Annotated in this window: 14 protein-coding genes and 1 tRNA gene; 13 read left to right on the top strand and 2 right to left on the bottom strand. The window is 68.2% G+C overall.

Annotated features, from left to right (window positions below):
* Positions 1 to 59 precede the first annotated feature (59 nt).
* The 12 genes from gltB (at position 60) to HDA44_RS10900 (ending at position 17,354) form a co-directional block, all read left to right on the top strand.
* On the top strand, positions 60 to 4,583 hold the full coding sequence (gene gltB, locus HDA44_RS10960) for a glutamate synthase large subunit (protein WP_184833485.1): 4,524 nt from the start codon (positions 60 to 62) through the stop codon (positions 4,581 to 4,583).
* Positions 4,583 to 6,049, top strand: coding sequence for a glutamate synthase subunit beta (locus HDA44_RS10955; protein WP_184833483.1), 1,467 nt, complete (start codon positions 4,583 to 4,585; stop codon positions 6,047 to 6,049). Before gltB ends, HDA44_RS10955 begins: the two co-directional genes overlap by 1 nt.
* Positions 6,050 to 6,305: 256 nt before the next feature.
* Positions 6,306 to 7,856, top strand: coding sequence for a metallophosphoesterase family protein (locus HDA44_RS10950; RefSeq protein ID WP_337905839.1), 1,551 nt, complete (start codon positions 6,306 to 6,308; stop codon positions 7,854 to 7,856).
* A 99-nt stretch (positions 7,857 to 7,955) separates the two neighbouring features.
* A complete protein-coding gene (pyk, locus tag HDA44_RS10945; RefSeq protein ID WP_184833481.1) occupies positions 7,956 to 9,407 on the top strand; it encodes a pyruvate kinase in 1,452 nt (483 codons plus the stop codon).
* Between the two features lie 143 nt (positions 9,408 to 9,550).
* A tRNA-Leu gene (locus HDA44_RS10940) sits at positions 9,551 to 9,633 on the top strand.
* 32 nt (positions 9,634 to 9,665) lie between these two features.
* A complete protein-coding gene (locus tag HDA44_RS10935; RefSeq protein WP_184833479.1) occupies positions 9,666 to 10,430 on the top strand; it encodes a transcriptional regulator in 765 nt (254 codons plus the stop codon).
* Between the two features lie 15 nt (positions 10,431 to 10,445).
* Positions 10,446 to 11,033 (top strand): ANTAR domain-containing response regulator, encoded by a 588-nt coding sequence (locus HDA44_RS10930; protein ID WP_184833477.1) that lies wholly within the window; start codon positions 10,446 to 10,448, stop codon positions 11,031 to 11,033.
* 285 nt (positions 11,034 to 11,318) lie between these two features.
* Entirely contained in the window at positions 11,319 to 12,560 is a 1,242-nt protein-coding gene (locus HDA44_RS10925) for a branched-chain amino acid ABC transporter substrate-binding protein (protein WP_202887300.1), read from the top strand.
* 84 nt (positions 12,561 to 12,644) lie between these two features.
* A complete protein-coding gene (locus tag HDA44_RS39080) occupies positions 12,645 to 13,961 on the top strand; it encodes a branched-chain amino acid ABC transporter permease (RefSeq protein ID WP_337905836.1) in 1,317 nt (438 codons plus the stop codon).
* Positions 13,958 to 15,670 (top strand): branched-chain amino acid ABC transporter permease, encoded by a 1,713-nt coding sequence (locus HDA44_RS10910; protein ID WP_184833475.1) that lies wholly within the window; start codon positions 13,958 to 13,960, stop codon positions 15,668 to 15,670. The genes HDA44_RS39080 and HDA44_RS10910 overlap by 4 nt, the downstream gene beginning before the upstream one ends.
* Positions 15,667 to 16,641: an ABC transporter ATP-binding protein gene (locus HDA44_RS10905; RefSeq protein WP_184833473.1), complete on the top strand. Its 975-nt coding sequence runs from the start codon at positions 15,667 to 15,669 to the stop codon at positions 16,639 to 16,641. The genes HDA44_RS10910 and HDA44_RS10905 overlap by 4 nt, the downstream gene beginning before the upstream one ends.
* The gene (locus tag HDA44_RS10900; RefSeq protein ID WP_184833471.1) at positions 16,638 to 17,354 is read left to right on the top strand and encodes an ABC transporter ATP-binding protein; all 717 of its coding nucleotides are present in this window, start codon (positions 16,638 to 16,640) and stop codon (positions 17,352 to 17,354) included. The genes HDA44_RS10905 and HDA44_RS10900 overlap by 4 nt, the downstream gene beginning before the upstream one ends.
* Before the next feature lie 16 nt (positions 17,355 to 17,370).
* On the opposite strand, the gene HDA44_RS10895 is transcribed toward HDA44_RS10900, so the two are convergent.
* A complete protein-coding gene (locus HDA44_RS10895; protein ID WP_337905834.1) occupies positions 17,371 to 18,072 on the bottom strand; it encodes a DUF554 domain-containing protein in 702 nt (233 codons plus the stop codon).
* On the opposite strand from HDA44_RS10895, the gene HDA44_RS10890 reads away from it, so the two are divergent.
* On the top strand, positions 18,065 to 18,877 hold the full coding sequence (locus HDA44_RS10890) for a GNAT family N-acetyltransferase (protein WP_238352409.1): 813 nt from the start codon (positions 18,065 to 18,067) through the stop codon (positions 18,875 to 18,877). The two genes, HDA44_RS10895 and HDA44_RS10890, sit on opposite strands and share 8 nt — an antisense overlap.
* Here the strand turns inward: HDA44_RS10890 and HDA44_RS10885 are convergent.
* Positions 18,840 to 19,259, bottom strand: a complete 420-nt coding sequence (locus HDA44_RS10885) for a hotdog fold thioesterase (protein ID WP_319035889.1) — start codon at positions 19,257 to 19,259, stop codon at positions 18,840 to 18,842. The two genes, HDA44_RS10890 and HDA44_RS10885, sit on opposite strands and share 38 nt — an antisense overlap.
* Positions 19,260 to 19,283: the final 24 nt, after the last annotated feature.

The raw sequence follows: 19,283 nt of genomic DNA, 5'->3' as shown, positions 1-19,283 counted from the left end.
TGGGCCAGTGTTGTCCCGCGGCCAGTTGTTTTTGACCGTAGGACGACGGGAGCTCCTGAATGTTTGGTAGCCCGCCATTCCCGAGCGAGGGTCTGTACGACGGAAAGCATGAGCACGATGCGTGCGGTGTGGCTTTCGTCGCGACCCTGACCGGTGAACCGAGCCACGACATCGTGGCCAAAGCTTTGACCGCCCTGCGGAATCTCGAGCATCGTGGTGCGTCCGGTGCCGAGCCGGACTCCGGTGACGGTGCCGGCATTCTGATCCAGGTACCGGACGCGTACTACCGCAAGGTGTGCGAGTTCGAGCTGCCCGGGCCGCACAGCTACGCGACCGGTATCGCGTTCCTCCCGGCCGACGCGGACGACGCCGCGAAGGCGACGAAGCGGATCGAGGAGCTCGCCGCCGAGGAGCAGCTGTCGGTGGTCGGCTGGCGGGACATCCCGACCACGCCGGAGCTGCTCGGCGCGACCGCCCGTTCGGTGATGCCGACCTTCAAGCAGCTGTTCGTGGCCGCGAAGTCGGGCCGGGTACTCGGCCTGGCCCTGGAGCGGATGGCCTTCCGGCTGCGGAAGCGCGCCGAGAAGGAGACCGCGACGTACTTCCCGTCGCTGTCCAGCCGGACCATCACCTACAAGGGGATGCTGACCACCGACCAGCTGGACAAGTTCTTCCCGGAGCTGACCGACCCGGATCTCGCTTCGGCGATCGGTGTCGTACACAGCCGGTTCTCGACGAACACCTTCCCGTCCTGGCCGCTCGCGCACCCGTACCGGTACATCGCGCACAACGGCGAGATCAACACCGTCCAGGGCAACCGGAACTGGATGCGTGCCCGCGAGGCGCTGCTGGCCAGTGACGTGATCCCAGGTGATCTGGAGCAGCTCTACCCGATCTGTACGCCGGGTGCTTCGGACTCGGCGTCGTTCGACGAGGTGCTGGAGTTGCTGCACCTCGGTGGCCGTTCGCTGCCGCACGCGATGCTGATGATGATCCCGGAGGCGTGGGAGAACGCCGCCACCATGGATGCGAAGCGGCGCGCGTTCTACGAGTTCCACTCGACGCTGATGGAGCCGTGGGACGGCCCGGCGTCGGTCGTGTTCTCCGACGGTACGAAGGTCGGCGCGGTACTGGACCGCAACGGCCTGCGCCCGTCGCGCTACTGGGTCACCGACGATGGCCTGGTCGTACTCGCGTCCGAGGCCGGCGTACTCGACATCGACCCGGCGACCGTGACCGAGAAGGGCCGCCTGGAGCCGGGCCGGATCTTCCTGGTCGACACCGGCGCGCACCGGATCATCACCGATGCCGAGGTGAAGAACGCCCTCGCCGGCGAGCACCCGTACGACGAATGGCTGCACGGCGGCCTGATCCGTTTCGAGGACCTGCACGAGCGGGAGCACGTGGTGCACAGCCACGCGTCGGTGACCCGCCGGCAGCAGGTCTTCGGGTACACGGAGGAGGAGCTTCGGGTCATCCTGACGCCGATGGCAAAGGCCGGCGCGGAGCCGATCGGCTCGATGGGTACGGACACGCCGATCGCCGTCCTGAGCGACCGCCCGCGACTGCTGTTCGACTACTTCGCGCAGCTGTTCGCCCAGGTCACGAACCCGCCGCTGGACGCGATCCGCGAGGAGCTGGTGACCTCGCTGTCGTCCAGCCTCGGCCCCGAGTCGAACCTGCTGAACCCGAGCCCGGCGTCCTGCCGCCAGGTGGTGATCCCGTTCCCGGTGATCACCAACGACGAGCTCGCCAAGCTGCGGCACATCAACCTCGACGGTGACATGCCCGGCCTGGCCACCACGGTCCTGCGCGGCGTGTACGACGTCGAGGGCGGCGGCGATGCGCTGAAGGCACGGCTCGACGAGCTGTGCGCCGAGGCGAGCGCCGCGATCAATGACGGCGCCCGCATCCTGGTGCTGTCCGACCGGCACTCGAACGCCGATCACGCGCCGATCCCGTCGCTGCTGCTGACTTCCGCGATCCACCACCACCTGGTCCGCGAGAAGACGCGTACGCAGGTCGGCCTGGTGGTCGAAGCCGGAGATGTCCGCGAAGTGCACCATGTCGCTTTGCTGATGGGGTACGGCGCGGCCGCCATCAACCCGTACCTGGCGCTGGAATCGGTCGAGGATCTGTGCCGCCAGGGCACGTACCTGCCGGGCGTCGAGCCGGAGCAGGCCGTACGCAACGTGGTGAAGTCGCTCGGCAAGGGCGTCCTCAAGGTGATGTCGAAGATGGGTGTGTCGACGGTCGCGTCGTACACGGGTGCCCAGATCTTCGAGGCGAACGGGCTGGCCCCGGAGCTGGTCGATCGCTACTTCACCGGTACGGCGTCGAAGCTCGGCGGGATCGGGCTGGACACGCTCGCCGAGGAGGTTCGCCGGCGGCACCTGCGCGCGTACCCGGCCGATGGCATCTTGCCGGCGCACCGCAAGCTGGAGATCGGCGGCGAGTACCAGTGGCGCCGCGAGGGTGAGCCGCATCTGTTCGACCCGGACACGGTGTTCCGGCTGCAGCACAGCACCCGCACCGGGCGGTACGACATCTTCAAGCAGTACACGGCGAAGGTGGACGAGCAGTCCGAGCGGCTGATGACGCTGCGCGGGTTGTTCGGTTTCAACAGTGACCGGGCACCGATTTCGATCGACGAGGTCGAGCCGGTCAGCGCGATCGTGAAGCGGTTCTCCACCGGCGCGATGAGCTACGGCTCGATCAGCGCCGAGGCGCACACCACGCTGGCGATCGCGATGAACCAGCTCGGCGGCAAGTCGAACACCGGTGAGGGTGGCGAGGACGCCGAGCGGCTGTACGACCCGGCCCGGCGCAGCTCGATCAAGCAGGTCGCGTCCGGCCGCTTCGGCGTCACCGCCGAGTACCTGACGAACTCGGACGACATCCAGATCAAGATGGCGCAGGGCGCGAAGCCCGGCGAGGGCGGGCAGTTGCCCGGCCCGAAGGTGTACCCGTGGGTGGCGAGCACCCGGCACTCGACGCCCGGCGTCGGCCTGATCTCGCCGCCGCCGCACCACGACATCTACTCGATCGAGGACCTGGCGCAGCTGATCCACGATCTGAAGAACGCCAACCCCGCCGCCCGCATCCACGTGAAGCTGGTGTCGGAGGTCGGGGTCGGGACGATCGCCGCCGGTGTCTCCAAGGCGCACGCGGACGTCGTCCTGATCTCCGGTCACGACGGCGGTACCGGCGCGGCGCCGCTGACCTCGCTGAAGCACGCCGGCGGTCCGTGGGAGCTTGGCCTGGCCGAAACCCAGCAAACCCTGCTCCTGAACGGATTGCGGGACCGGATCGTCGTCCAGACCGACGGTCAGCTGAAGACCGGCCGGGACGTCGTCATCGCCGCGCTGCTCGGCGCCGAGGAGTACGGTTTCGCGAGCGCTCCGCTGGTGGTGTCGGGCTGCATCATGATGCGGGTCTGCCACCTGGACACCTGCCCGGTCGGCGTCGCCACCCAGAACCCGGTGCTCCGCGAGCGGTTCAGCGGGAAGCCGGAGTTCGTGGTGAACTTCTTCGAGTTCATCGCCGAGGAGGTCCGCGAGTACCTGGCCGAGCTGGGCTTCCGGACCCTGGACGAGGCGATCGGGCACGCCGAGGTACTGGACGTCGGGCGCGCGGTCGACCACTGGAAGGCCGACGGTCTCGACCTGACGCCGATCCTGCACGTACCGGCGCTGCCCGCGGGCGCTTCCCGGCACCAGACCGTCGAGCAGAACCACGGCCTGGACAAGGCGCTGGACAACGAACTGATCCGGATCTGCGCGCCCGCGCTGGAGAACGGCGAACCGGTCCGGGCGCAGCTCGCGATCCGGAACGTGAACCGGACCGTCGGCACCATGCTCGGCCACGAGATCACCAAGCGGTACCGCGCGGCCGGCCTGGCCGACGGCACCATCGACCTGACCTTCACCGGGTCGGCCGGTAACTCGTTCGCCGCCTTCGTACCGCGCGGAGTCACGCTCCGGCTCGAGGGCGACGCCAACGACTACGTCGGCAAGGGCCTGTCCGGTGGGCGGGTGGTGATCCGTCCGGACCGGCACGCCCGGTTCGACGCGGCCGACCAGATCATCGCCGGCAACGTGATCGCGTACGGCGCCACGTCCGGCGAACTGTTCATCTCCGGCGGCGCGGGGCAGCGGTTCTGCGTACGCAACTCGGGCGCGACCGCGGTCGTCGAAGCCGTCGGCGACCACGCGTGCGAGTACATGACCGGTGGGCGGGTCGTCGTACTCGGCGCCGTCGGCCGGAACTTCGCGGCCGGCATGTCGGGCGGCGTGGCCCACGTGATCGACCTGGACCCGGCGCTGGTCAACCCGGAGCTGGTGGACCTGCACGCGGTCACCACCGACGAGTCCGAACTGCTGCACGACCTGGTCCGCAGGCACTTCGAGGAGACCGGATCGGAACGGGCCGCCAAGCTGCTCGCCGACTGGCCCGCCGCTGCCGCCAGGTTCACCACGGTGATGCCCCGCGACTACGCCCGGGTGCTGGCGGCCAAGGCGGCCGCCGAGCGCGACGGGCTGGACGAGGACGCCACCACGCGAGCGATGATGGAGGCCATCTGATGGCTGACCCGAAGGGATTCCTGACCACCGGCCGGGAGGTCGCCGACCGGCGGCCGGTCGCGGAGCGCGTCCAGGACTGGAAAGAGGTGTACCCCGGCGGGCCGGGCAAGGCGCTGCTGCCGATCATCACCAAGCAGGCCGGGCGCTGTATGGACTGCGGCATCCCGTTCTGCCACAACGGCTGCCCGCTGGGCAACCTGATCCCGGAGTGGAACGACCTGGTCTGGCGGGACGACTGGTCGAGCGCGATCGAGCGGTTGCACGCGACCAACAACTTCCCGGAGTTCACCGGCCGGCTCTGCCCGGCGCCGTGCGAGACCTCCTGCGTACTCGGGATCAACCAGGACCCGGTGACGATCAAGAACGTCGAGGTCGCGATCATCGACAAGGCCTGGGAGACCGGTGACGTCAAGCCGCAGCCGCCGGAATGGCTGACCGGTAAGACGATCGCCGTCGTCGGCTCCGGCCCGGCCGGCCTGGCCGCCGCGCAGCAGCTGACCCGCGCGGGTCACACCGTCGCGGTGTACGAGCGTGCCGACGCCCCGGGCGGTCTGCTGCGCTACGGCATCCCCGAGTTCAAGATGGAGAAGGAACAGGTCGACCGCCGGATTCAGCAGATGAAGGAGGAGGGCACCGTCTTCCGCTCCGGCGTCAACGTCGGCGTGGACGTGACCGGTACCCAGCTGAAGCAGCGGTACGACGCGGTGGTGATCGCGACCGGCTCGACGGCGGCGCGTGATCTTCCGGTACCTGGTCGCGAGTACGGCGGAATCCATCAGGCGATGGAGTACCTGCCGCAGGCGAACCGGACCGCGCTCGGCCGGACGGTCGAGGACCAGATCGTTGCCACTGGCAAAGACGTGGTGATCATCGGCGGCGGCGACACCGGCGCCGACTGCCTCGGTACCGCGCACCGGCAGGGCGCCCGGTCGGTGACCCAGCTGGAGATCATGCCGCGGCCGGGAGACGACCGTCCGGGCAGCCAGCCGTGGCCGACGTACCCGATGATCTACCGGGTCGCGTCCGCGCACGAAGAGGGCGGCGAGCGGGTGTACGCGGTCTCGACGGTGAACTTCGAGGCCGATGCCGACGGCAACGTTGCCGGGCTGAACCTGGTCGAGGTCGAGTTCAAGGACGGCAAGTTCAACCCGGTCGAGGGCAGCGAGCGGACCATTCCGGCGCAGCTCGTGCTGCTGGCGATGGGCTTCGTCGGCCCCGAGCGCGAGGGTTTCCTCGAACAGCTCGGCGTCGAGCTGGACGAGCGCGGCAACGTACGGCGGGACAAGCAGTACCAGACCTCGGTCGAGGGTGTCTTCGCCTGCGGCGACGCCGGCCGTGGCCAGTCCTTGATCGTCTGGGCCATCGCCGAAGGCCGTTCCTGCGCGAACGGCGTGGACACCCTGCTCACCGGCTCGTCCACCCTCCCCACCCCCATCCCACCCACCGCCCGCCCCCTAGCCGTCTAACCCACCCCGGCACGGCCCCCGCGCCGCGCCGGGGATGGGGCGGCCCCCGCCCCGCACCACCCGCCCCGCGCTGGCCCCCGGCGCCCTGCGCGTCGGCGCCATTTCGGTGGTTAACCTCTGCGGGTGCCCCTTCACACCCCGCATGCGGGGCGTGAACGGGCACCTTCGCACGTTAACTACCGAAATGGGGCGAGGGGCTCGGGAGTCGTCGGCGGTGCGAGGTGCGTGCGGTTGATCGGGCCAATACGGTGGAACGGTGGTTAAGCGGCTGGTGACGAAGGCGCGACTCAGGGCGATTGCCCCGTGGGTCGCGCTGAGCTTGGTGTTCGTGTCGACCTCGGTGCTGATCGGGTTGCTCGCGTTCGTGAACGACTCGCAGCGGGTCACGATCGGCGCGCACGCGGCGACGGTCTCGCCGACGTTCGACGGGCACGCGACGGTCGATCTCGGCGCGGTACTGCCGCGACTGCGGCTGGCCAGCACGGACCCGTTCGGGCTCGGCGTCAACATCGACGTCCAGGAAACCAACGCCGCGAACCTCACCGACCTGATCAACCGGGACGCCCTGATCGCCGCCCAGCCGGAGGGCGAGATCGCGCGGATCCAGCAGGCCGTTCAGGAGATGGCGGTCGACGACGCGCTGGCCGGCGCCGGGTCCGGGCTACTGGTCACGGTCGTGGTCGCGACCTTGTGGGCGATGATCGGGTACCGGCGCCGCCGCGAACTGTGGCATCTGGTGCACCGGCACGAGCGGCGCGTCGAGCACCGGGCGATCGTCGTACTGGTCGCGATGCTGATCACGATCGCGTCCATCTTCGGGCCGGGCCGGATGCGCCGGATCGAGGCGCCGCCGACCGAATGGACCCCGCTCGCCAAGCTGCTGCCCGAGCTCGACCTGGACGCCCGGCTGCAGGGCGTCGAGGTGGCGTCCGGGTTCTCCACCACCGGTGGCGTCGGCGTGATCAAGACCGCGGTCGAGACGTACCAGCGCTCCACCCGGTTCTACGGTCAGCTGACCGACAAGGTCGGCGGCGTCAGCAGCCAGATCCACCAGCCCAGCAAGGACGAAACCGTCGCGATCCAGGTCAACGACCGGCACGACAACATCGGGATGGACCCGTTCGCGGCCGCGGTGGCGAAGGCGGCCGGCGCGAAGCTGCTGATCGACGCCGGTGACGACACGTCGTCCGGGCAGGAGTGGGAACTGTTCAGCATCAACTCGCTGCGCCAGCACTTCAAGGACTTCAAGGTGGTCGCGGTGGCCGGCAATCACGACGCCGGCGGGCACGTGAAGGACGCGATGCGGAAGAGCGGGTTCACCGTACTCGACAGTAAACCGGTCGAAGTGGACGGGATTCGCTTCCTCGGCGACAGCGATCCGACCAAGACCGGGCTCGGCAGCGCCGATCAGCCCGGTGACGAGACTGTCGACCACCAGTCCAAGCGGCTCGCCGACATCGCCTGCTCGCAGCCGGACGACAAGCGGATCTCCACCATGGTCGTACACGACCCGGCGTCGTTCACCGCCACCGCCGAGCGCGGATGCGCGACGCTGCTGCTGTCCGGGCACCTGCACCGGCAGGTGGGTCCGGAGACGAAGGTGGTGGACGGGCGGCCGGTCACCACGTACACGAACGGGACGACCGGGGGAGCGGCGTACGCGTTCGCGCTCGGCTACACGTTGCGCCGGCCGGGTGAGGTCACCCTGATCACGTACCTCAAAGGTCAGCCGGTCGGCCTGCAGACCGTCACCGCCGAGCTCACCGGCGACGTCACCGTCGGGGCCTACACCCCCTTGTCCTCTTGACGATTCGGCTCCCGCGGCGGTGCGCCATCGAGTGTTCACCCGCCGGTAAGGGGGGCGGACCAGCGGGACCAGTGGTTTGCAGGAGTAGGGTTGTGTGACGTGCGTCGCGCTAAGATCGTTTGTACGCTCGGCCCGGCTACGGCCGCCCCGGAGCGCATCATGGAACTTGTCCAAGCTGGCATGGATGTCGCCAGGCTCAATCTGAGCCACGGCGCCCACGCCGAGCACGAGCGCATCTACCAGCGGATTCGGACCGCCGCCGCGGAGACCGGCAAGAACGTCGGCATCCTGGTCGACCTGCAAGGCCCGAAGATCCGGCTGGCGGAGTTCGCCGAGGGCAAGGCAACGCTGACCTACGGCGAGCGCTTCACGATCACCACCCGGGAGGTGCCGGGTGACCAGACCATCTGCGGTACGACGTACGACGGTCTGCCGGGAGACGTGAAGCCGGGCGACCAGCTGCTGATCGACGACGGCCGGATCGGGCTGGTCGCCGAGGAGGTGACCGAGACCGACGTGATCTGCCGGGTCACCGTCGGTGGGCCGGTGTCCAACCACAAGGGCATCAACCTCCCCGGCGTGTCGGTCAGCGTGCCGGCGCTGTCCGAGAAGGACGCCGAGGACCTGCGCTGGGCGCTGCACCTGCCGGCCGACATGATCGCGCTGTCGTTCGTCCGCGACGCCGCGGACATCCAGCTCGTCCACAAGATCATGGACGAGGAGGGGCTGCGGCTCCCGGTCGTCGCCAAGATCGAGAAGCCGCAGGCGGTCGCCAACCTGGACGAGATCATCGAGGCGTTCGACGGGTTCATGGTGGCCCGCGGCGACCTCGGCGTGGAGCTCCCGCTGGAGGAGGTCCCGCTGGTTCAGAAGCTGATCATCGACCAGGCCCGGCTGAACGCGAAGCCGGTGATCGTCGCCACCCAGATGCTGGAGTCGATGATCTCCGCGCCGCGACCGACCCGGGCCGAGGCGTCCGACGTCGCGAACGCGGTCCTGGACGGTGCCGACGCGGTGATGCTGTCCGGCGAGACCAGCGTCGGCCGGTTCCCGATCGAGACCGTCAAGACGATGGCGCGGATCGTGGAATCCACCGAGGAGCACGGTCTCGGCCGGGTCCAGGAGATCGAGTGGGAGCCGAAGACCAAGGGCGGCGTGATCGCCCGGGCGGCCGCCGACGTGGCGGAGCGGCTGGAGGCGAAGTACCTGATCGCGTTCACCCAGTCCGGTGACACCGCGCTGCGCCTCGCCCGGTACCGCACCGAGGTCCCGCTGCTCGCCTTTACCCCCGTCCCGTCCGTCAGCTCCTGGCTGAGCGTCGTCTGGGGCATCGAGACCCACATCGTCCCCACCGTCGACCACACCGACGAAATGGTCCGCCAGGTCGACCAGCGCCTGCTCGAACTCGGCAAGGTCCAAAAGGGCGACCTGGTGGTAATCGTCGCCGGCTCCCCACCTAGCATCCCCGGCTCCACCAACGCCCTCCGAGTCCACCGCATGGGCGACGCCATCGAAGGCATCGCCCCCGCCTACCGCAGTCCCAACCCGTAAGCAGACGCTTCAGCACGAGGTGGGCAGCCGGAACCGGGTTGCCCACCTCGACGTCTGTGGGAGGATTGGAAGAGGAGCGCCGCGGCCGAGAGGGTCGATGCATTGATCTGCCGACCGACCGGCTAGAGTTCTCCTGCAACCTCGCCGGGTTGGCGGAACGGCATACGCGATGGTCTCAAACACCATTGCCCGCAAGGGCTTGTGGGTTCGAATCCCACACTCGGCACAAATTGTCGGCGGACAGTGCAAGCCTGTCTCATGGCTCACTTCAGGTCCCGGGAGACGGTCGAGTCAGCGCTGCGGATGTCCGGCCAAGGTGTGCCGGATCGCGTCAACGCTGAGCTCCACGGCGTCGCGCTGCGAACGATCAGGACGTGGCGGCGCCGGTATCTGCGAGAAGGGCGGACTCGCCAGCACGCGGCGACGCCGTGTCCCAGGTGCGACGGGGCTCCGTTGGACGAGGCGGCGTACGCGTTGTTGCTGGGGTGGTACTTGGGAGACGGGTCGATCGCGCGGGCGCGGCGGGGTGTGTTCACGCTGCAGATCATCAACGACGCGCGGTACTCGGACCTCAACCGGGAGATTGCGGAGACGATCAAGCGGGTGAAGCCGACTGCGAGCCCATGCCTGCGTGGCGGGAATGGGGCCGTTCGGGTCGAGGCGCGGTGGAAGCACTGGCCTTGTGTGTTTCCTCAGCATGGGCCGGGGCGGAAGCATCTGCGGAAGATCGAACTGACGGGGTGGCAGCGGGAGATTGTTGCCAAGTACCCCGAGCAGTTGCTGCGTGGGTTGTTTCACTCGGACGGGTGCCGGTTCGTGAACTGGGCGAGCAAGCCGAGTGGCAAGCGGTACTTCTACGTCCGGTACATGTTCTCGAACGAGTCTGGTGACATTCGGAAGATACTGACGGATGCGCTCGATCTGTTGGGGATTGGTTGGCGGCAGCCGCGTGCCAACGTGGTCGCCGTCAGCCGGAAGGAAGGTGTGGTGGTGCTGGATGGGTTTGTCGGGCCGAAGTCGTGATGGTGGGTCGATAAGGTGTCGGGTGTGACTGCTAAGCGTGTGGTGATCGCTGAGGACGAGGCTTTGATTCGGATGGATCTGGCTGAGATGCTCGCGGAAGAGGGGTATGACGTCGTCGGGCAGGCGGGGGACGGCGAGGAGGCGATTCGGCTGGCGATCGAGCAGCGGCCGGATCTGGTCATTCTCGACGTGAAGATGCCGAAGCTGGACGGGTTGAGCGCGGCCGAGAAGATCGCGGGGGAGCGGATCGCGCCGGTGCTGATGCTGACCGCGTTCTCGCAGCGGGAGCTGGTCGAGCGGGCCCGGGACGCGGGCGCGATGGCGTACCTGGTGAAGCCGTTCTCGAAGGCCGACCTGCTGCCCGCGATCGAGATCGCCGCGTCCCGGTACGTGGAGCTGGCCGAGCTGGAGCGGGAGGTCGCCGACCTGTCCGAGCGGCTGGAGACCCGCAAGCTGGTGGACCGGGCGAAGTCGATCCTGCAGACCAAGTTCGGGCTGTCCGAGCCGGATTCGTTCCGCTGGATTCAGAAGACCGCGATGGACAAGCGGGTGTCGATGCGCCAGGTCGCGGAGCTGGTCGTGAACGAGGCCGGCGACGCCTGATCGCGGTCGTCCGGTGACGCTCGGGTGAACCGCGGCGTACGTTCGTGACAACCCGTACCCGAGGGAAGCGCTCCCATCGGCGATTCTCACCGAAAACCACCGGGTACTGACGCTGAGTCACCTTTTCGTCAACGCGTCAGTAACCAGGTGATCGGACGATACTTACCGCGGTAACGACCTCACAACACAGCCTGTGGGCTGTTCGCTTGTGCCTCCCGGCGGGTCTAACCTGCCGGTGCTCGCGGCAATGCGCGAGGGTCCCGGCTCCGCTGGGACTATCCAGACATGGGAGGAACAGTGCACCAGCGTTCCGTAGTACGGGTCGGCGCGTCGCTGATCGTTGCGTCGTTGGCCCTGACTGCCTGCGGCTCACGCAGTGGCAACGACTCTGGCGGGGGCTCCGGAGGCTCGACCAAGACCGCGAAGATCGGCGTCATCGCGCCGCTGTCCGGAGACTTGTCGGCTCTGGGTCTGGGTATCCAGCACTCCGTCGAACTCGCCGTGAAGCAGGCAAACGACTCGAACGCGATCCCGGGCTGGAAGCTCGAGGTCGACGCGAAGGACGACGAGGCGAAGACCGAGCCGGGTAAGAACGCGGCCACCGCGCTCGCCTCGGACGCGAACGTGATCGGCGTCGTCGGCACCCTGAACACCAGCACCAGCCAGCAGGTGCAGCCGGTGCTCGCGCCGAAGAACATCGTCCAGGTCTCGCCGGCGAACACCGGCCCGGGCCTGACCCAGGGCGCGAACTGGCAGACCGACCCGAAGCGGCCGTACCCGACGTACTTCCGGACCTGCACCACGGACGCGGTCCAGGGCCCGTTCGCGGCCCGCTACCTGTACGAGACCGCGAAGATCACCAAGGTCGCCACGATCCACGACAAGAAGGCGTACGGCCAGGGCCTGGTCGGCACCTTCACCGAGGAGTTCAAGAAGCTCGGTGGTCAGGTCGTCGCGGCGCAGACGATCAACCCGGACGACTCGAACTACCAGGCGGTCATCTCCGCGGTGAAGCCGTCCAACCCGCAGGCGGTCTACTACGGCGGTGAGTACCCGAACGCCGGTCCGCTCTCGCAGCAGATGAAGGCCGCCGGCCTGAACGTCCCGCTGATGGGCGGCGACGGCATCTTCGACCCGAAGTACATCACCCTGGCCGGCAAGACCAGCGACGGTGACCTGGCCACCTCGGTCGGCGCTCCGGTCGACACCCTGGCGTCGGCGAAGAAGTTCGTTGCCGACTACAACGCGCAGAACTACAAGGAGCCGTACGCCGCGTACGGCGGCTACTCGTTCGACGCCGCGAACGCGATCATCGAGGCGCTGAAGACCTCGCTGAAGGACGCCAAGGACGTCGAGTCCGCCCGGCAGGCGACGGTCGATGCCATGAGCAAGGTTTCCTTCGAGGGCGTCACCGGCAAGGTCTCCTTCGACCAGTACGGCGACACCACCTCCAAGGTGCTGACCGTCTACAAGGTTGCCGGTGGCAAGTGGTCCACCGTCGAGACCAAGGCGTTCGAGGACAAGTAACCGCAGTCGACCTCATGTCTCGGGGGTGGGAGCGATCCTCCCACCCCCGTGGCGTGTCACAACCGAGGCAGATGGGAGGTCGACGTGGACCAGTTCATCCAGCAACTCGTCAACGGGCTGACCTTGGGCTCGCTGTACGCGCTGATCGCGGTCGGATACACGGTCGTGTACGGCATTGTGCAGCTGATCAACTTCGCGCATGGCGAGGTGTTCATGATCGGTGCGTTCGGCGCGTTGTCGACGTACCTGTTGTTCTTCAACGGTCACACCAGCATCTTGATCCTGCCGGTGATGATCATCGGCGCGATGATCGCGTCGGTCGGCACCGCGGTGCTGATGGAACGTGTCGCGTACCGTCCCCTGCGGAACGCGCCACGGCTCGCACCGCTGATCACGGCGATCGGCATCTCCGTTTTCCTGCAGGAGTTCATCCGGCTGTTCTACGAGCAGCCCGCCTGGACGGTCGTGGTGTTCGCCGGCCTGGCCGTTGCCGTCGGCTACCTGGCCGGCCGGCTGGTCGCCAGGACCGACCTGAACCACCCGATTTCCAAGTGGTACGACCGTGGCCCGCTGCTCGGTGGTGCCGGTGGCGCCGTCGCGCTGTGGATCGTCGCGCGGCTGATCAACCGTGAGCTGAACCCGCTGCTGATCATCGGCGTGGTCGTGGTCGGTGCGCTGGTCGGTACCGGAATCGGCTGGCTGACAAGCCTGGCCGTCCGCAAGAACGCTCGCACCACGCTGCCGATGCGGTCGGTCGCCGCCGCCGCTCTTGGTGGCGCCGTGGTCGCCGAGCTCGGCTGGGTGATCTTCAAGGCGCTGATCACCAAGGTCGAGTGGCCGAGCGCCAAGCTGCGGATCCCGTTCCCGCAGATCGACGTGGTGACTGGGAAGGCCTTGCAGGTCGGCGGTGTGACGATCCAGCGGTCCGCGATCTTCACGGTCGCCGCGCTCGCGGTGTGTGCCGTGCTGCTCTGGTTCTTCATCAACCGGACCCGGATCGGCCGCGGTATGCAGGCCGTCTCGCAGGACCCGGACACCGCCCGGCTGATGGGGATCAACGTCGACCGGATCATCGTGGTCGCGTTCGCGCTCGGTGCGGTACTGGCCGCGATCGCCGGTGTGTCGCAGGGTCTGCAGAACACGAACATCGAGTTCCGGATGGGCTTCCTGGCCGGTCTGAAGGCGTTCACCGCCGCGGTCCTCGGTGGTATCGGCAACATCTACGGCGCGGTCGTCGGTGGTCTGGTCCTCGGCGTCGTCGAGGCGATGGCCACGCAGTACATCCCGGGTCAGTTCGGCGGTAGCACCTGGAAGGACGTCTGGGCGTTCGTCATTCTGATTCTGGTTCTGGTGTTCAGGCCGCAGGGCCTGCTCGGCGCGAGGGTGGTGGACCGGGCATGAGCGACGTGAAGACTGCCGAAACGGCAGCTGAGGCTCCGGTGACGAAGCCGGCCAAGCCGATCGCCTGGCCGCTGGGCCTGGCCGGCGTGGCGCTCGTGATCGCCGGTTCGTTCCTGTCCTGGAGCTACAACGGGCAGATCCTGAACGACCTCTCGATCAACTTCTACCCAGGCGGTCTGCAGATCCTCGCGATCATCATCGCGCTGCTGTCCCTGGTGCTGTTGCTCGCCGAGAAGGGTCCGCTGACCAAGCTGGGCTCGTGGCTGGACGCGACCCTCGGGTTGCGGGCCCTGGGCACCGGTCTGGCCCTGTACATGGCCCTGGTACTGGTCGCGATCACGGTGCAGGCGCATGGTCTGATCAACGTCAACCCAGGTGGGTACGTGACGACCGTCGGCGCCGTACTGCTGGCGGTGTCCGGCTGGATGTCGCCGTTGCGGCAACTGCGTGACATGAGCCAGGCGCGGCTGCCCGCCTGGATGGAGATCCTCACCATCGGCGTACTGATGGCCGCGCTGCTGTTCATGGCCGCGTACGCGCTGGGGCTGTCGGACGCCTGGTCGTTCGTACTGTGCCTGCTGTTCATCGCCACGGCGGCGACCGCGTTGTTCCGGTCCGGGGCGATGACGTTCGTCGGCCATGTCGGGCAGCGGCATCGCAAGGTGCTGACGCTCGGCGCGTTCGTGGCGGCGTTCCTGTTCCCGTTCACCCAGAACGGTTCGGACGCGAACATGTCGATCGCGGGTTCGGTGCTGGTCTTCAGCGCGACCGCGATCGGGCTGAACATCGTGGTCGGCCTGGCCGGCCTGCTGGACCTCGGGTACATCGCGTTCCTGGGCTCGGGCGCGTACGTGGCGGCGACCTTGTCGACGTCGGCGTTCGCGACCATCGGCTGGAAGCCGCCGTTCCTGCTGGTCGTCCTGCTCGGCGCCTGCGTGGCGGCGGTACTGGGCCTGATCATCGGTTCGCCGACGCTGCGGGTGTCGGGTGACTACCTGGCCATCGTGACGCTCGGCTTCGGTGAGATCTTCCGGTTCTCGATGTTCAACCTGGACGGCAACAACGGCCCGAACCTGACCAACGGCCCGAACGGTATCCCCGGCATCCCGGACCTGGAGCTGTTCGGCTTCAACTTCGGTTCCGGGCACACCATCGCCGGCATCGAGCTCGGCCGGTTCTCGAACTACTACTTCCTGCTGCTGATCCTGGTCGGCGGCGTCGTCCTCGCGTTCTCCCGGCTGAACGACAGCCGGATCGGGCGTGGCTGGGTGGCGATCCGGGAGGACGAGAAGGCCGCCGAGGCGATGGGCGTGAACGTGTTCGGGCTGAAGCTGCTCGCGTTCGCGATCGGTGCCTTCCTGGCCGGTCTGGCCGGCACCATCAAGGCGCACCAGGACGGCGCGGTCAGCCCGGACCAGTACATCTTCCTGGAGTCGGCGTTCCTGCTCGCCGCGATCGTGCTCGGCGGCATGGGCACCATCGCCGGTGTGTTGCTCGGTGCAACGATCCTGAAGCTGCTGCCGGAGAAACTGCGGTTCTTCTCCGAGTACCGGTTGCTGCTGTTCGGTCTGCTGCTGGTACTGATGATGCGCTTCCGGCCGGAGGGTCTGGTGGCGAGCAAACGCCGGCAGCTGGAGTTCCACGAAGAGGACGAGGCGCTGGCGGTCGAGATCGAAGAGGAACGGCTGGCTGTCGGGGAGGCGAAATGACGGTGACCGAAACTCAGGACCGCGTCCAGCGGCCGATCGGCGAGCCGGTACTGGAAGCGTCCGGCGTGACCATGCGGTTCGGTGGTCTGCTCGCGGTGAACGGCGTCGACCTGACCGTACGGGAAGGCGAGATCGTCGGCCTGATCGGGCCGAACGGCGCCGGCAAGACGACCTTCTTCAACTGCCTGACCGGGCTGTACAAGCCGACCAGCGGTCAGGTCCGGTTCGCCGCGTCGCCACGGCGGAAGGAACAGACCCGGTTCCTGTCGCGGCAGTCGGTGCTCGGGGCAAAGACCGAGCAGGTGCCGTTGCTGAACGAGTCGCCGGGGCTGACCCGGCCGGAGCCGGGCGTGCTGGCGCCGCTGCCGCCGAAGCCGCGGGCGGTGGTCCGGGCCGGGATGGCGCGGACGTTCCAGAACATCCGGTTGTTCGCGAACATGACCGCGCTGGAGAACGTGATGGTCGGCCGGTACTGCCGGACCAGCGCGGGCGCGCTCACCTCGGTGCTGCACGGCCCGAAGTTCCGGCACGAGGAGGCGGCCACCCGGAAGCGGGCGCAGGAGCTGCTCGACTTCGTCGGCCTCGGCCGGTCCGCCGAGAACCTGGCCCGGAACATGCCGTACGGCGACCAGCGCCGGCTGGAGATCGCCCGGGCGCTGGCCACCGACCCGAAGCTGATCCTGCTGGACGAGCCGACGGCCGGGATGAACCCGCAGGAGACCCGGCAGGCGATGGACCTGATCTTCAAGATCCGGGACGCCGGCCTGTCGGTGGTGGTGATCGAGCACGACATGCGGTTCATCTTCAACCTCTGCGACCGGGTGCTCTGCCTGGTCCAGGGCCAGGCCCTGATCGAGGGCACCCCGGCCGAGGTGCAGTCCGACCCGCGGGTGATCGAGGCGTACATCGGCACCGGCGAGGACGACGATGACGACCGCCCGCAAGACACCGCTGCTGGGGAGACGCCATGACCGCCATGCTGGAAGTGCGTGACCTGGAAGTTGCCTACGGCAAGATCCTTGCGGTGAAGAAGATCAGCTTCAGTGTCGAGCAGGGGCAGGTGGTGTCGCTGATCGGCACCAACGGCGCCGGCAAGACGACGACGCTGAAGACGATCTCCGGGCTGCTCCGGCCGATCGGTGGCGAGATCTGGTTCCAGGGCGAGCGGATTGACCAGATGGCCGCGCATGACATCGTCACCCGCGGCCTGGCGCATTCGCCCGAGGGGCGGCGGATCTTCCCGCGGCTCTCGGTCGAGGAGAACCTGCACCTCGGTGCGTTCTCCCGCAAGGACACGGCCGGCGTACGCGCCGACCTGCAGGCGGCGTACGACCTGTTCCCGATCCTGGGGGAGCGGCGCAAGCAGCCGGCCGGGACGTTCTCCGGTGGTGAGCAGCAGATGCTGGCGATGGGCCGGGCGATGATGAGCCGGCCGAAGCTGCTGATGCTGGACGAGCCGTCGATGGGGCTGTCGCCGATCATGATGAAGCGGATCATGTCGACGGTGACCGAGCTGCAGTCGCAGGGTACGACGATCCTGCTGGTCGAGCAGAACGCGCAGGCGGCGCTGAAGCGCGCCGACTACGGGTACGTACTGGAGGTCGGCAAGATCGTGCTGTCCGGCACCGGGCAGGACCTGCTGGTGAACGACTCGGTCCGCAAGGCCTATCTGGGCGAGGACTGACGCGCTAGCTGCTGGTTCAGTTGCGGATCACCACGAGCAACTGAACCAGCAGCGGTGCAACGATCAGTGCCGGCAGCAGGTCGGCGACCGCTACCTGCTTGAGCTTCAGCAACCGGAGCGCCACGCCGATCAGCATCACCCCACCGGTCGCGCCCAACGCGGTGACATGCGCCTCGGGCAGTACGTCGCCGAGGACCGCGCCGACCGCGGTCATCAGGCCCTGGACCACCAGTACGACCAGCGCGGAGGCCGCCACGCCCCAGCCGAACGAGGCAGCGAAGGCGATCGAGGTGAACCCGTCCAGCACGGCCTTCAGGAAGAGCTGGTCCGCGCCCCGGCCGAGTCCGTCGGACAGCGCGCCGAGGAACGTCAGCGGCCCGACACAGAACACCATCGACGCCGACACGAACCCCTCGACGAACGTCCCCCGGCCCTCGCCGCGGTCGAACCGGCGCTGCATCCAGCCGCCGAACCCTTCCAGCCGTTGCTCGATCCGCAGCAGTGAGCCGATGATCCCGCCGATCAGCATCGCGCCCAGGACCAGCAGGATCGGCGCGCTGCCGCCGACCGCGTCGCTGAGCGCCTGGTCGCTGACGGTGAGCGCCGACGAGATCGCGATCAGCAGCGTGACCAGGCCGATCGCGTCCGTGACCAGGTCCCTGGTCCGGTGACTGAGGCGGTGGCCGACGAGCACGCCGAGTACCGAACCGATGAGCACCGTCGCCACATTCACGGCGGTCCCGATTCCGATGAACAAACTGGTCTCCAACTCGACTTTGCAGGTGACCCCCGAGGGCCTACTGTTGCGCGAGGACGAGCGTATCGGCCCGTCTGTTCACCTCGGGGGTGGACCGGAGCGGGAGGTCGCCGTGGCTGCCATCGAGGTGCGTGACGCACGCCCGGGTGACGGCGGCGCGCTGGTCGCGCTGTGGCGTGAGCTGACCACCGCCGGGCTGCCCTCCCGGTTGCCGGCACCGCCGTCGGCCGCCGCCGCGGAAGTTGCCGTCAGCAAGCATCTGGCCGATCCGGCCGGCCGGTTGCTGGTGGTCGAGCTGGACGGCGCCGTGCACGGGATGGCGTACCTGCGCCGGACCGCGATCAGCCCGCTGCACGACGACAGCACGATCACGGTCGAGTACCTGCATGTCAGCGACTCCAGCCGCCGGCACGGCCTGGGCAAGGCGCTGATCGCCGAAGCGGTGACCTGGGCCGAGCACGAGAGCTGCGCCCACCTGGCCGTGGTCGCGCCGGCGATCGCCCGCGAGGCGAACCGGTTCCTGGCCCGGCTCGGGCTGGGGCAGGCCGGGGTGCTGCGGTTCGCCACCACGCACACGGTCCGTCGCCGGCTCGCCGCCGAGCACGCACCGAACCTGCTCGCCCTGCTCTCGTCCCGCCGCTCCGCGGTCGCCCGCCGGGCCGCGCTCGGTGTCACTCCGCCCGGCATCACCGGGACCGGCGGCACCGCGACCAGCCCGGTCGCGCCGGTCAGCTCCCCGGCGGAGCCTGAATCAGCTGGCACGTGATCCGCGCCGTGCAGACCCGCTTGTCCCGCTCGTCGGTGATCACCACCTCGTACGACGTGGTGGTGCGGCCGAGGTAGATCGGCGTCGCCACGCCGGTCACGATCCCGTCCCGGACCGCCCGGTGGTGGGTGGCGTTGATGTCGACTCCGACGGCGACCTTGCCGTGCGTCGCCGCGTGCAGCGCCGAGCCGATCGAGCCGAGGCTCTCGGCCAGTACGCAGGACGCTCCGCCGTGCAGCAGCCCGTACGGCTGGGTGTTGCCCTTCACCGGCATCGTCGCGACCACCCGCTCCGCCGCCGCTTCGGTGACAACGATTCCCATCAGCTCCAGCAGGGTACCCGTCATGCTCATGCCGGGTCCGAGGTTCGATTCATCAGCCACGGACCAGAGAGTACGCGGCTTTGT

It is taken from the genome of Kribbella solani (assembly GCF_014205295.1).
Classification (GTDB): Bacteria; Actinomycetota; Actinomycetes; order Propionibacteriales; family Kribbellaceae; genus Kribbella; species Kribbella solani.
Note: the sequence above shows the minus strand (reverse complement) of the source record. Positions and strands in the feature narration are given on the sequence as shown.

Excerpts from the sequence above, each read along its gene's own strand:
- HDA44_RS10910 (WP_184833475.1), top strand. The coding sequence starts at position 13,958 with ATGAGCGACGTGAAGACTGCCGAAACGGCAGCTGAGGCTCCGGTGACG.
- HDA44_RS10935 (WP_184833479.1), top strand. The coding sequence starts at position 9,666 with ATGGCTCACTTCAGGTCCCGGGAGACGGTCGAGTCAGCGCTGCGGATG.
- HDA44_RS10890 (WP_238352409.1), top strand. The coding sequence starts at position 18,065 with ATGAGCACCGTCGCCACATTCACGGCGGTCCCGATTCCGATGAACAAA.
- HDA44_RS10925 (WP_202887300.1), top strand. The coding sequence starts at position 11,319 with ATGGGAGGAACAGTGCACCAGCGTTCCGTAGTACGGGTCGGCGCGTCG.
- HDA44_RS10905 (WP_184833473.1), top strand. The coding sequence starts at position 15,667 with ATGACGGTGACCGAAACTCAGGACCGCGTCCAGCGGCCGATCGGCGAG.
- HDA44_RS10955 (WP_184833483.1), top strand. The coding sequence starts at position 4,583 with ATGGCTGACCCGAAGGGATTCCTGACCACCGGCCGGGAGGTCGCCGAC.
- gltB (WP_184833485.1), top strand. The coding sequence starts at position 60 with ATGTTTGGTAGCCCGCCATTCCCGAGCGAGGGTCTGTACGACGGAAAG.
- HDA44_RS10900 (WP_184833471.1), top strand. The coding sequence starts at position 16,638 with ATGACCGCCATGCTGGAAGTGCGTGACCTGGAAGTTGCCTACGGCAAG.